Genomic DNA, 13,411 nt, shown 5'->3' on the forward strand with positions numbered 1-13,411 from the left:
ATGGCTCCGCAGGTAGGACTCGAACCTACGACCGATCGGTTAACAGCCGATAGCTCTACCACTGAGCTACTGCGGAATAATGAAGACAATTTGTATCTTATAAAAATTCTTTCTGTAAGTCAAGAAGTTTTTAACAACATCTTGTTCAAACGTGACATGTTTATAATATACTGGATTGTGTTTTTACTGTCAAGATGTTTTCGATATCGGTTTGAGTTTCCCTTTACACTTTCCGCAGACATATCTTTTTGTATTTATTTGACGCCTTCTTACATATTGAAGTAAACACTCCATACATTCATACTTATAAATCTTTTTTTCCTTCTCTTCATTAATCATTCGTTTACAAAAACGAGGTGCATCAACTTTCTTTAACAACTCACGAAAATCTCTGTCCCTGTGCTTATACCCTCTTCCTGTAATATGCAAGTGATAATGACACAGTTCATGTTTGATGATTCCGATTAACTCCTCCTTACCATACATTTCGTAATATCGATAATTCAGTTCAACATTGTGACTCTTCAACAAATAACGCCCACCAGTTGTACGCAGCCTACTATTGAACGTTGCTTTATGTAAAAACGGCATTCCGAAGTATTGTAGCGATACTTCTTCCACTAGCCGTTGAATTTCTCCCTCGCCCATTCTCATTCCTCCTAAACAAAAAAATATTTTTACACTTTTCACGCTTCTTATACATATATTAAATAGTACATATACCCATCCTCATTCAAGACGCGTGGTTTCTAAAAACACAACATGAATAGAAATCCACTCACCAACCTCTCATCAATAGCACTTTAGATTTTTGAGAGTAGGATTAAACAAGGAGGGATTCCTATGCCTACGTGGCTAAAAAAACAGATGCAACGTGCATATTTCGAAAAAAACCGGTATCAAATTAAATTGCTAAATGAATGCTGGTTTTATTATAGCAAAATACATCAAAACTCATAATCCATTACACTTTTTATTCTATAAAAAAAGAGCAGTTTCATCTGCTCTCTTCTCTTACTATTCAATCGGCAACATAGATAGTGCAACGCGTCCTTTTTTTGTATCAATATCATCTACCCATACTTTTACAATTTGTCCTACTGATACAACATCTAACGGATGCTTTACAAACTGTTTACTAAGCTTAGAAATATGCACTAAACCATCTTGCTTTACGCCTACATCAACAAAAGCACCAAAATCAACAACGTTACGCACTGTTCCTTCTAGTTCCATACCACGTTTTAAATCTTCTAATTTCAAAATCCCTTTTTTCAGAAGTGGTTTAGGCAACTCATCCCTCATATCTCGTTCTGGGCTAATGAGCGCATCTATAATATCAACTAACGTCGGCTCCCCAACCCCCGTTTCTTGAGACAACTTAGAAATCTCTACTTCTTCCAATCTCTTTTGTAATTGCGGTTGTCCTACGTCATCTATCGATAACCCTAAACTCTTCAATAACAATTCAACATTTTTATATTGTTCGGGATGAATACCTGTTCTATCTAATGGATTCGCTCCTTCTAATATACGCAAGAAACCTATACATTGTTCGTACGTCTTTGCACCTAAACGTGGGATTTTCTTTAATTCCGTGCGCTTTGTGAATTTCCCATCCTCTTCTCTCTTTGCCACAATATTTTTCGCAACAGTTTTCGATAAACCTGAAACATATTGTAACAATGCAACCGAAGCCGTATTTACATTAACCCCAACTTGGTTAACAGCTGTCTCTACTACAAATGTTAATGACTCATTCAATCTCTTTTGAGATACATCATGTTGGTATTGTCCAACCCCAACTGATTTAGGATCAATTTTCACAAGTTCAGCCAGTGGGTCTTGCAGACGTCTTCCAATAGAAACGGCACTTCTCTCTTCAACTTGTAAATTCGGGAATTCTTCACGAGCTAAATCAGAAGCTGAATATACACTAGCACCCGCTTCATTTACAATAATATAAAAGACTTCCTGTTTCACACTTTGTAATACATCTACTATAAATTCCTCTGTTTCTCTAGATGCTGTCCCATTACCAATTGCAATCATTTCAACTTGATATTTATCTATAATAGAAAGAACTTTCGTTTTTGCGTCATCATATTTACGAACAGGCGGATGCGGATAAATAACATCAATATGTAGTACTTTCCCCGTATCATCTACTACAGATAATTTACAACCAGTTCTATATGCCGGGTCTACCGCTAGCACGACTTTCCCTTTCATCGGAGGTTGTAATAATAAGTTACGTAAGTTCTCAGAGAAAATGTGTATCGCTTGTTCTTCAGCTGTTTCTGTTAATTCTTTACGAATTTCTCTTTCGATTGAAGATTGAATTAATCGTTTATAACCATCTTCAATCGCTAATTGTACATAATGCGCACTTTTAGAATCGTTATCACGAATTACTTTCTTATATAAGAAATTTAATATCTCATCTACTGGTGGGACAACAGAAACTCTCAATATATCTTCTTTCTCACCGCGATTCATTGCTAATACACGATGTGGTACTACTTTTTGCAATGGTTCTTCATAACTGTAATACATTTCATATATATTCTTTTCATCTTTTTCTTCACCTTTTACAGACGAAGACATAATACCTTTTCTAAAAGTAATATTTCGAATCCAACTACGATACGTAGCTTCATCTGAAATCATTTCTGCAATAATGTCTTGTGCACCTTGTAAAGCTTCTTCTGCAGATTGCACTTCTTTCTCTGCATTAATAAATTCCACTGCCTTTTTAGCCGGATCTTCTTTCTTATATAACAACAACCATTCAGCTAACGGTTCTAACCCTTTTTCTTTTGCAATCGTCGCTTTCGTTCTTCTTTTCTCTTTATATGGACGATACAAATCTTCTACTTCCTGCAACTTTGTAGCTTTAACAATTTGCTGTCTCAGCTCTCCTGTCAGTTTTCCCTTCTCATCAATAAGACGAATAACTTCTTCCTTCCTATCTTCAAGTTGCATCATATATTGCCATCTCTCTAAAATCGCACGAATTTGCACCTCATCTAAAGAGCCTGTCCATTCTTTTCGGTAACGAGCAATAAATGGAACTGTGTTACCTTCTTCTGTTAATTGAATAACATGACGAACTTGCTTTTCGCTAAAGCCTAATTCTTTCACTAACATTTTCATTAACGCTTGTCGATTATCTACCATTTCCATATACAACCGTAACCTCCTCTATAATAAAAAAAGTTGCCCTTCAAAGAGAGCAACTTAAACTGCCGATTTAAAAATCTATTAGTCCTAAACTAATTTGTAACGCTTCATCTACACGACTCATCATCACTTCATCTAAATGAGTGATTTTGTCCGTTAAGCGTTGCTTATCGATTGTTCGAATCTGCTCAAGTAAAATAACAGAATCTCTCTCAAAACCATACTTTTTCGCATCAATTTCCACATGAGTGGGTAATTTCGCTTTTTGAATCTGTGCAGTAATAGCCGCTACAATCACCGTTGGACTAAAACGATTTCCGATGTCATTTTGAATGACAAGAACCGGACGAACGCCTCCTTGCTCAGAACCAACAACTGGGGAAAGGTCTGCAAAATACACGTCGCCGCGTTTTACAATCAAAATATTACCCCCCGCTAACTAAGCGTTCTACTGTATGAGCTGCTTCATACTCCGCTAAGAAAGCTTCAGATGCAATACCAAGATTAATTTTTCCCATTTCAATATACCCACGTCGCATTGATTCATGTTGGTAGCGTTTCTTCGTCTTATGTTGACGCAATAACAATTGTGTTGCCTGGCAAATTAGTTCATGGCGATTCTTATTCTCTTGTTTTCCAATTCCGTCCAATTCCGTTACCATTTGCTTTGGCAACCGAACCACGATTTCAGTAGTTACACTTGATTCGGACACAAAAATACACCTCCACCGTCAACTACACACCCAAATATATATATGACACCTATTGTAATAATACCATTGTATGGAGCCTGTTGCAAAGACTTCCTTATTCCTTGCTTATGTTTTCCAATTCATAAACAAAACATTCATCTTCTTAAATTTTTTATCTCATAACTAACTAAAAACAATAGAACTCCTCTTCAAAACTTACGTGTAACTTATATAAAAAATGATTATAAGTAAAAAGCTTCTCATCAAAAAGAGCTTATTATCCAGTAATGAACAGTCACTCCAATGACAAGAAGCAATCATACTACCTTCTATATATTGTTCAAGTAATTAATTATCTCTACAACCTTACCATTCCGTATAAATATTCTTGGCACACGGAAACTGATCGTTGCAATAATTTCATAATTAATAGTCCCTGAATATTCCGCAACCTCTGTAGCGCTAATATACTCATCTCCCTGCCTTCCAATAAGCGTAACTTTCGTACCAAGCGGCACTTCACAAGGAAGATGAATCATGAACTGATCCATTGTTACTCGCCCTACAATCGGTACCCTCTTACCATTTATAAGCACTTCAAATCCTTGTAATCTTCTAAGCCATCCATCTGCATAACCAATCGCTACAGTCGCGATCCATTCTTCAGTTTTCGTTCGATAAGTGACGTTATAACTAATTCCATCACCTTTAATCACCTGTTTAATATGAGCTACTTTCGTATGCAGTGATAGCGCCGGTTCTAATTCAAATGGTAAAAAAGGACGTATTTCTACAGAAGGAGATAATCCATACATTGCAATCCCAATTCGCACTGCATTAAATGTAATCCCTTGAAAACGTAACGTGGCAGCACTATTAGCTGTATGGACAAACTTAGGATCCACTCCGAATTCTTTCAACCAACTTAACTGCTCTAAGAACGTATTATATTGCTTATCAAAATACGAAGTCTCAACCTCATCTGCCGTTGCAAAATGCGTGTATACTCCTTCTAACTCTAAAAACGGTGCACCTTCTAAACTCTTTAAAAATGCTTTCAGTTCTTTTCTTTCACGTATTCCAATTCTCCCCATACCACTATCAAAGTTAATATGGAATTTCATTACAGATGAACCATCCCAAAGTTTAATTGCTTCGTCCACCCATTCTTTTTGAAAAACAGTTAGCGCTACATCATTTTCAGCAGCTACATTTACATCACGCGGCGGCGAGGGACCTAACACTAAAATCGGCACAGTAATACCAGCCCTCCGAAGTACTAAAGCTTCATCTAAAAAAGCAACTGCTAACCTTGTTGCACCCGCTTCTAATGCCGTTTTAGCCACCGGTACATAATCGTGCCCATATGCATTTGCTTTAACTACAGCAAAAATCTCTACATCACTTGGGATGAACTCTTTAATATGCGTAACGTTGTTATAAATGGCATCTAAATCCACTTCCACCCAAGTGTCACGGTAAAATGGTGCTTCTTCCATAAATACACTTCCTTATACACGATATGCGAAGCTTATTCTTTTATATGCTTCTTTTATGAAATCCACCTTCAAACTAAGAAAAGACGTGGTGCACATATATCACCACGTCTAAGAAGTTTACTTCACCTGCTTCGCTGTAACTGAACGAGCAACCATTAGTAGCTCCTTCGGCTCTAAACCTTTAGACACGAGCATATATTCTACTCCGTTATGCGCCCACGTTACAGAGTCTTTCGTCAATGCACCAATCGTAAACCCAAGATCAACTGGTTCTCCACTTACACTTACCGCTGATGAAGCCTCTGCAACTTTTGCCTTTTCTTGTATTAAAGTAAAGGATTTCTTATTTCCAGTGTATGTGAGTATCGCACGCTTGCCACTGTCTGTCTTCAACTCTTTTTCATCTTGCAGAGTCATACCTTGCGGTGTATCAAGTGGATACAAAATAGCAAACGGTTTGTCTTCTTTTGCTGTTGTTTGAACATCTACCTGTGCTCTAGACATATTTTGTTTCGTATCAAATGCACCTTTATCAAATTTCGCATCGAATTTCACCTTAGAGAAATCTACTTTTACAAGAACATTTTGATCATTATCCATTAACTTCACTGAAACTGGAGTCAAATCGCTCTTCTTCAGCGTAATCTCTTGTTTCGGCAACATATTTTGATGTTGATAGTTTGTTTTTGTTTTAAAAATATAATACTTATCTGTTTTCTCGAAAGTAAGGTTTTTCTTATCCTGCAAAATATCTCTTACAAGTGATTCATATAAATAAGCCTGGCTGCTATTTTGCGGCCAATCACTTTGAAAACGGAAGCTCTTATTAAGTGCTGGCGTTAATACAAATACACCTTCTTCATTTCTTAAAATGATTTGGCTCTGATCTTTTTTTGCATTCTTTAAATTCACACGATAAAAAGACGGTTCCTTATGCCAAATCTCTACATTATACTCCTGAGGCTCATTCCCTGTTTTAATAGATAATTTCGCTTCAGCTTGATAACTTTTCATCCCTTTTACTTTCGCCTCTAAATCTCTCACGACATCATCTTGTTTCTTTTCCACACAACCCGCCAACACAAAAACGGTCAACAAACCGACAAGAACTAAAAACAGACGCCTTTTCATCACTTCAGCCCCTTTGCCCCTATAAATGAATGGAAGATGTACCTTCCTTATCGCTACCTCAAATATATGAGACAAAGATATAAAATATGCAGACTAGCGTGACGAGCTTTCTAAAACAACTTGAGCAACAGCAAATTCCTTACTATGACTAATTGATAAATGAACAACACACTCTGTACTTGTAATCAGAATCGGCTTACCTCTTTCATCATTTTTCACTTCAATATCTAAAAAGCTCACTTCTTTCCCGATACCAGTACCTACAGCTTTTGAATACGCTTCTTTCGCTGCAAACCTTCCAGCTACAAACTCTGTAAGACGACTTCCTTTCAGCTCCATAGCAACATTACGTTCATTTTCTGTTAAAATACGTTCCATAAATTTAAGCTTTCCATCTAGCATTTTTTCAATACGATTTAATTCAATAATATCGATTCCAATCCCTATAATCATTTCAAAATCCCCTTCTTCTATTTAACTTTCTTCTTTCATATTGATAAGAATAACAGAGAATCTTTCTGATGCAAAAGGGGTGATAGTAACCGTATGCTAATAAGATCTACTCAGATTTCTTTACAACCGACTATTCTCACCTTACTTTTTATTCACTTAGTCATGATGATATTAGGCGACTTTTTCCTCTTCCCACTGGCAGCCTCTAATGAATATATCGCTAAAGGAGAATGGTGGCGTGTCATAACTTCCCTTCTGGTACACGTAGACTTACAACATTTTCTTTCTAATAGTATTTTTTTGTTTGCACTTGGTTCTTCTATCGAAAAGCAACTCGGACACTTTTCTTTTTTTATTCTATTTTTTCTTTCTGGAATTTCCGGAAATATTTCTTCTTATATTATTATGCCTCCTGAATATATTCACGCAGGTGCATCAGGTGGTATTTTCGGACTATTAGGCGCACAATTATTTTTATTGTACAATCGATACCGCTCTTCAAAACCAAAAGAAATTGCCATTTTCTCAATTGTGATACTTCTATTACTGCTATTTACTTTCTTTAATCCTTCCGCCAATCCGATCAGTCATTTAACAGGTTTAATAACCGGCGGCATTTTAACTCCTTTTTTAACAAAAAAAAACGATGGTGCAAAGCTTATTTAATATAAAAGCTTGCACCATCGATAATTTCTACATCTACCTGTTCGTTTAAATCCCTCATTAATTGAAATAAAGACTCATCCTTCATCTTCGCCTCAATCATACAATCAATTTGCGGAACACTTCCCTTTATCCTTCTTAAAAAAGATAAAAATGCGTCTACATTAATATAATCTGCATGAGCTCTTGGATCTTTTCCCTCTCTAGGGCTAGAGATATGCATTTTAACCGGTAACAAAGATGTTTCCCACGTATGAACAACACGTGCCCAATCTTCATACCAATCTTCTTGCTCATTATTCATCATATGGTGATGCAAATCAAACACGACGGGAATATCTAATTTTTCTCCTAAATATAATGTTTCCTCTAACGTAAAAGTTGTATCATCATTTTCTAATATAATCATTTCTTGAATACCCCTTGGGACATTAGACCAATTCTCTATAAAACGCTCTAATGCAAGTTCTTTATCTTTATACCCTCCTCCAACATGTAGTACACATCGTTGCTTATGTTCAATCCCCATGCCTTTTAATAATTTTTTGTGCATCTGCAATGTCTTTACAGATTGTTTAAAAACACTCTCCTCAGGTGAATTTAGTACAACAAAATGATCTGGATGGAAATCAATTCGCATATTCATATGAATTGCATATTCACCTAATTCTTTCAATTTTTCTTTTAAAGGACGAATATAGTTCCACTCTAGCAATTCCTCATGATTCGCTAAAGGAATGAGCTTAGAACTAAGCCGAAAGAAAGATATGTCATGTCCCTTATTATGCTTTAATAAACGTAAACAATTTTCCAAATTGGAATTAGCAATTCTTTCAAGTTTACGAATTGCAGCATCACGATCATCTATTTTCTGAAACTGTGCGTACGTCATCGTTTGAGATGGGGATGCATTCTTCAAATGCACACTCATCGCAACGTAACCAAGCCTTACAAGCATATAACAGCCCCTTTTCTATCATAACTACTATGTAGTATGCACAATTACAGAAATAAAAAAAGAGAATGCCAACAAAGGGCATTCTCTTTTTTATTAAGCTTGTGGACGGCTATGATGTTTTCTTTCGCCGCGTCCATTTGAAGATCCTGGGCGACCTTGACCTTCACCTCTACGACCACGACTACCACCATCACGATTACGATCACGGTTTCCATCACGATTGCGATCACGGTTTCCGTCACGATTACGTCCATCACGGTTACGACCATCGCCACCGCCACGTCCGTCACGACTACGATTACGGTTACCATCACGGTATCCGCCTCCGTTACCGCCACGTTTTTTAGAACCGCCACCTCTTGAAACAACTGGTGGTTCTGATGTTAAAGCGATCGGAGTTGTATCCGGCTCTTTAGTCATCATTTTTAAAGCAGCAGCTACTACTGTTACAGAGTCATTCTCTTCTAACATTTCTTCTGCAATACGCTTGTAGTATGATAAGTTCTCATTTTGGATTGTGCTTTGAAGTTTTTCAGCGATTAAACGTTGTTGACCTTCTAATGCCTCATCAAGTGTCGGTGCTTCCATACGATCAACTTTACGCTTTGTTGTACGCTCGATATTTTTTAATTGTCCTGATTCACGTGGTGTTACAAATAACATTGCAATACCTTTTTTACCTGCACGGCCAGTACGACCGATACGGTGAACGTATGATTCTGGATCTTGTGGGATATCGAAGTTGTATACGTGTGTTACGCCTGAAATATCAAGACCACGTGCAGCAACGTCTGTTGCAACAAGAACTTCAATAGCACCTTCTTTAAATTTACGTAATACAGACATACGTTTCGCCTGTGTTAAGTCACCATGAATACCTTCTGCTGCATAACCACGTAAGTTTAATGCTTCTGATAATTCATCAACACGACGCTTTGTACGACCGAATACGATCGCAAGCTCTGGAGATTGAATATCTAGTAAGCGTGTTAACACGTCAAACTTTTTCTTTTCTTGCACTTCTAAATAGAACTGCTGAATGTTTGGCATTGTTACTTCTTTTGCTTTTACTTTAATGTGTTGAGGCTCAGTCATGAAACGCTCAGCAATACGACGGATTGGATCTGGCATTGTCGCTGAGAATAATAATGTTTGATGTGTTTCTGGCACATCTGTTAAAATCGCTTCAATATCTTCAATGAAGCCCATGTTTAACATTTCATCCGCTTCATCAAGAACAACAGTCTCTACGTTTTGTAAGCGAAGTGTTTTACGGTTAATATGATCTAAAATACGACCCGGCGTACCAACAATAATGTGTGGGTGTTTTTTTAGAGCACGAATTTGGCGGTTAATATCTTGACCACCATAAATTGGTAGAATACGAACACGTTTATGTTTACCAATTTTGTATAGCTCTTCTCCAACTTGAATTGCTAATTCACGCGTTGGCGCGATAACAATACCTTGAACTGCTTCTTTATTTGTATCCACTTTATCTAATAGTGGTAATCCGAATGCTGCTGTTTTCCCTGTACCTGTTTGCGCTTGCCCAATAATATCCTTACCTTGCAATGCATGTGGAATTGTTTCAGCTTGAATCGGCGTAGCCTCTTCAAAGCCCATACTTTCAACCGATTGCAGTAAAGACTCACTTAATCCTAATTCTCGAAATGTTGTCAATGTTACTTCTCCTTTTCTATCCTATACTTATCATTTAAAAAAAGGCGTTTTCCGAATTTGCGGAAAAGCCCTTTTCCTGAATGCTCACGTATATAACCGGGCGTATATTCTTCACGAAAATACTTCTAAACGTTATTACACTTTATCAATTATAAGTTTTGTATGTGTAAAAAGCAAACCCAACTGTTACCTTATTTTATATTCAGGGCCTTTTTCTTTACTTTTATTTTTTTATCATTTACTGTAAGCGCTTATTATAAGTTTCTTCTATTTTCGTGACTATCATCCCTATTTATATACACCAATTATTTCAACATCGTAATTACTTCTTCTAATTTCATACCGCGAGATGCTTTTATTAATACAACATCTTTCGCATCGACTACTGCTTGTAAATCTCTTACTAACTCTTCTTTATTATCATACGCCTTTACACGTTCATTAGGGAAATTAATTTTCGCTCCTTCAGCAATTTGAGCTCCTAATCTACCGTATGTGAATACATGTGAGATTTTTGCTGGATCGATTAATTTACCTACCTCATAATGGAACTGCACTTCTTGATTTCCAAGTTCTAACATATCACCAAGCACAACGATTTTTTTAGTAAATCCATCTAAACCATTCATTAAATGGAATGCTGCCTCCATAGCCGTCGGACTTGCATTATAAGCATCGTTGATAATTGTTAATCCACTATCCGTTTTTACAATCTCCATACGCATGCCCGTCATTTGAAGTGTTACTAAACCTTGTTTCATCTCTTCCCACGTCACACCAAAATGTGTCGCAATTGCCATTGAAGCAAGTGTATTGTACACATTATGTTTTCCTAACACCGGTAGGTAGAATGAAATATTTTCATCTCTATTCATTTTAAAATGTGTCCCAGTTGCCTGTAATGTTACAGTTGTTGGATAGTAATCGTTGGCTCTTGCATCACCAAACGTAACTGTTTCCGCTGCTAAATTCATTTCAGGAACACGATTCGTTAATAACGGCTCATCTCCATTATATACGAACACGCCACCTTCTTGTAACCCTGTAACAATTTCTAATTTCGCTTCAGCAATGGCCTCACGAGATCCTAAATCCATTAAATGTGCTTCACCAATATTCGTAATGATAGCTGCATTAGGACGAGCTAACTTAGATAAAAATTCAATCTCTCCTCGGCTTGACATACCCATTTCTAATACAGCTACTTCTGTATTTTCTTCTAAGTTTAAAATAGTGAGAGGTAACCCAATATGGTTATTGAAATTCCCTTCTGTTTTTTGAACTTTGAACTTAGTCGCGAGAATACTTGTCACAATATCTTTCGTGGATGTTTTACCGTTACTACCTGTCACACCAACAACTTTAACATCCAATTGATCGCGATAGTTTTTCGCTAACATTTGCAGTGCAGATAGCGTATCTTCTACAAAAATAACCGGAAGATTCTCGGGTGGATTTGCTACATCTTTCATCCACAATGTAGCTACAGCTCCATTTTCAACTGCTTTATCTACAAAAGCATGTCCATCGAAACGCTCCCCTTGAATCGGAACATATAAGTTTCCTTTTTCAATTTTTCTCGTATCAATAGACACGCCTTGAATAATAGTTCCCTCATATTGCTCTGCTAATCCAGTACCATTTACCATCTGTTCTACTTGCTTTAACATTCGCTTTATCATATAGAAACGCTCCTTACATAGAGGAAGCACTATTCCTACGAATAGTGCTTCCTCCTTTTTTTGTTAGATTGTATATTTAATTTTTTGTTTTTCTTCGTGACGTTCAATCGCTAAACGAATTAACTCTTCGATTAACTCTGGATACGGTAACCCAGTATGTTGCCATAATAGAGGGAACATACTAAACGGTGTAAATCCTGGCATAGTGTTTACTTCGTTAATATACACTCCTCCGTCTTTCGTTAAGAAGAAATCAGCTCGCGTTAAGCCTGCACCATCTAATGATTGGAACGCAATAATTGCATCACGCTTAATCACATCAGATTCTTCTTCTGTCATTTCAGCTGGAATAATTAACGCCGTATCACCATCGATATATTTCGACTTATAATCATAGAAGTCCTTTTTCGGAACGATTTCACCTACAACTGAACATTTCGGCTCATCATTACCTAGTACCCCAACTTCTACTTCACGACCTACAATATTTTCTTCTACAATAATTTTGCGATCAAATTGGAATGCCTCTACAAATGCATTCTCAAGTTCTTCACGATTTTTACACTTATTAATACCAACACTTGAACCAAGGTTTGCTGGTTTTACGAAACAAGGATATCCTAATTTATCTTCTACTTTAGAATAAGCTTCCTGACGATCTTTTTCCCATGCACTGCGAATGAAAGACGCATATTTTGCTTGTTTTAAACCAGCCTCTGCAAAGATGTTTTTCATAACAACTTTATCCATACCAGCAGATGATGCTAGAACACCATTTCCTACATAAGGAATATTCATCAATTCTAATAATCCTTGAACCGTTCCATCTTCACCGTTTGGTCCATGTAGTAATGGGAAAATAACGTCAATAGCGTTTTCCTCAGAAGCTGCAGATGGAATAATCTCTGTACTTAATGATAACGGAGAAATCGCATTTTTTGCACTACTCATTTTTAAAGCTTCAACATCTGTTACTTCACCTTCAATACGCTCACCACGTACCCATTGACCTTGTTCTGTAATATAAATTGGATGAATCTCGAATTTATCTTGATTTAACGCTTTAATAGCAGCAAGAGCCGTCTGTAACGAAACTTGATGCTCAGCTGATTTTCCACCATATAATAAACCTAATTTAATTTTTGTCACTGAAATCACCCTAACCAATTGTTTTCATTTTTCTATTTTAGCACTTTTTATAAAAATAGGTAGTTCCTATTTGAAATAAAATGTAACTTCCACAAATAATTAAATGACACTACTTATTGGTTTTCTACACTTTTTCTATTCCACTACTATACAAAGGTGAATTTTAAAATGAAATGGTAATCCTATCTAGTTATGTACCTAAAATATGTAGAAATCCCCTTTTTTGTGTATGTCACCTATTTACTAAGAACCTGTTTAGAATCTATGGTATAATCTGTACAAAAAAGGATATTTTCTATGATACATAATTATACAAGT

General features: G+C 36.6%; 13 protein-coding genes and 1 tRNA gene. 2 read left to right on the top strand and 12 right to left on the bottom strand.

The genetic code is table 11. From position 1 onward, the window contains the following. Position 1: 1 nt before the first annotated feature. Both ACQRBL_RS01070 and ACQRBL_RS01075 read right to left on the bottom strand, forming a co-directional pair. Positions 2 to 76, bottom strand: a tRNA-Asn gene (locus ACQRBL_RS01070). Between the two features lie 113 nt (positions 77 to 189). Continuing rightward, a complete protein-coding gene (locus ACQRBL_RS01075) occupies positions 190 to 648 on the bottom strand; it encodes a SprT family protein (RefSeq protein ID WP_000503730.1) in 459 nt (152 codons plus the stop codon). A gap of 195 nt (positions 649 to 843) precedes the next feature. Here ACQRBL_RS01075 and cmpA point away from each other — a divergent pair, with 195 nt between their 5' ends. Then, positions 844 to 960 carry a cortex morphogenetic protein CmpA gene (cmpA, locus tag ACQRBL_RS01080; protein WP_001143640.1) on the top strand — a complete coding sequence of 39 codons (117 nt, stop codon included), beginning with the start codon at positions 844 to 846 and terminating at the stop codon, positions 958 to 960. Positions 961 to 1,017: 57 nt separating this feature from the next. On the opposite strand, the gene ACQRBL_RS01085 is transcribed toward cmpA, so the two are convergent. The 6 genes from ACQRBL_RS01085 to acpS all read right to left on the bottom strand — a co-directional run bounded on the left by ACQRBL_RS01085 (position 1,018) and on the right by acpS (position 6,958). Next, positions 1,018 to 3,186 (bottom strand): Tex family protein, encoded by a 2,169-nt coding sequence (locus tag ACQRBL_RS01085; RefSeq protein WP_000426207.1) that lies wholly within the window; start codon positions 3,184 to 3,186, stop codon positions 1,018 to 1,020. 67 nt (positions 3,187 to 3,253) lie between these two features. Next, positions 3,254 to 3,604: a type II toxin-antitoxin system endoribonuclease NdoA gene (gene ndoA / locus ACQRBL_RS01090; protein WP_000635965.1), complete on the bottom strand. Its 351-nt coding sequence runs from the start codon at positions 3,602 to 3,604 to the stop codon at positions 3,254 to 3,256. Positions 3,605 to 3,608: 4 nt separating this feature from the next. Continuing rightward, positions 3,609 to 3,896, bottom strand: a complete 288-nt coding sequence (locus ACQRBL_RS01095; protein ID WP_000004570.1) for an antitoxin EndoAI — start codon at positions 3,894 to 3,896, stop codon at positions 3,609 to 3,611. Between the two features lie 308 nt (positions 3,897 to 4,204). Beyond that, positions 4,205 to 5,374 (bottom strand): alanine racemase, encoded by a 1,170-nt coding sequence (alr, locus tag ACQRBL_RS01100; RefSeq protein WP_000390593.1) that lies wholly within the window; start codon positions 5,372 to 5,374, stop codon positions 4,205 to 4,207. A gap of 117 nt (positions 5,375 to 5,491) precedes the next feature. Beyond that, positions 5,492 to 6,442: a LolA family protein gene (locus ACQRBL_RS01105; protein WP_411996693.1), complete on the bottom strand. Its 951-nt coding sequence runs from the start codon at positions 6,440 to 6,442 to the stop codon at positions 5,492 to 5,494. A 156-nt stretch (positions 6,443 to 6,598) separates the two neighbouring features. Next, entirely contained in the window at positions 6,599 to 6,958 is a 360-nt protein-coding gene (gene acpS / locus ACQRBL_RS01110) for a holo-ACP synthase (RefSeq protein WP_053565408.1), read from the bottom strand. 93 nt (positions 6,959 to 7,051) lie between these two features. Here acpS and ACQRBL_RS01115 point away from each other — a divergent pair, with 93 nt between their 5' ends. Next, positions 7,052 to 7,624: a rhomboid family intramembrane serine protease gene (locus tag ACQRBL_RS01115; protein ID WP_000908526.1), complete on the top strand. Its 573-nt coding sequence runs from the start codon at positions 7,052 to 7,054 to the stop codon at positions 7,622 to 7,624. On the opposite strand, the gene uvsE is transcribed toward ACQRBL_RS01115, so the two are convergent. The 4 genes from uvsE to ACQRBL_RS01135 all read right to left on the bottom strand — a co-directional run bounded on the left by uvsE (position 7,617) and on the right by ACQRBL_RS01135 (position 13,093). Beyond that, entirely contained in the window at positions 7,617 to 8,579 is a 963-nt protein-coding gene (uvsE, locus tag ACQRBL_RS01120) for a UV DNA damage repair endonuclease UvsE (protein ID WP_000961144.1), read from the bottom strand. The two genes, ACQRBL_RS01115 and uvsE, sit on opposite strands and share 8 nt — an antisense overlap. Before the next feature lie 93 nt (positions 8,580 to 8,672). Next, positions 8,673 to 10,262 carry a DEAD/DEAH box helicase gene (locus ACQRBL_RS01125; protein ID WP_000206602.1) on the bottom strand — a complete coding sequence of 530 codons (1,590 nt, stop codon included), beginning with the start codon at positions 10,260 to 10,262 and terminating at the stop codon, positions 8,673 to 8,675. 305 nt (positions 10,263 to 10,567) lie between these two features. Beyond that, positions 10,568 to 11,944 (bottom strand): UDP-N-acetylmuramoyl-tripeptide--D-alanyl-D-alanine ligase, encoded by a 1,377-nt coding sequence (gene murF / locus ACQRBL_RS01130; protein WP_000595969.1) that lies wholly within the window; start codon positions 11,942 to 11,944, stop codon positions 10,568 to 10,570. A gap of 63 nt (positions 11,945 to 12,007) precedes the next feature. Continuing rightward, the gene (locus ACQRBL_RS01135) at positions 12,008 to 13,093 is read right to left on the bottom strand and encodes a D-alanine--D-alanine ligase (protein ID WP_411996692.1); all 1,086 of its coding nucleotides are present in this window, start codon (positions 13,091 to 13,093) and stop codon (positions 12,008 to 12,010) included. Between the last annotated feature and the right edge of the window lie 318 nt (positions 13,094 to 13,411).

The organism is Bacillus sp. AF62 (genome assembly GCF_050312695.1).
Classification (GTDB): Bacteria; Bacillota; Bacilli; order Bacillales; family Bacillaceae_G; genus Bacillus_A; species Bacillus_A cereus.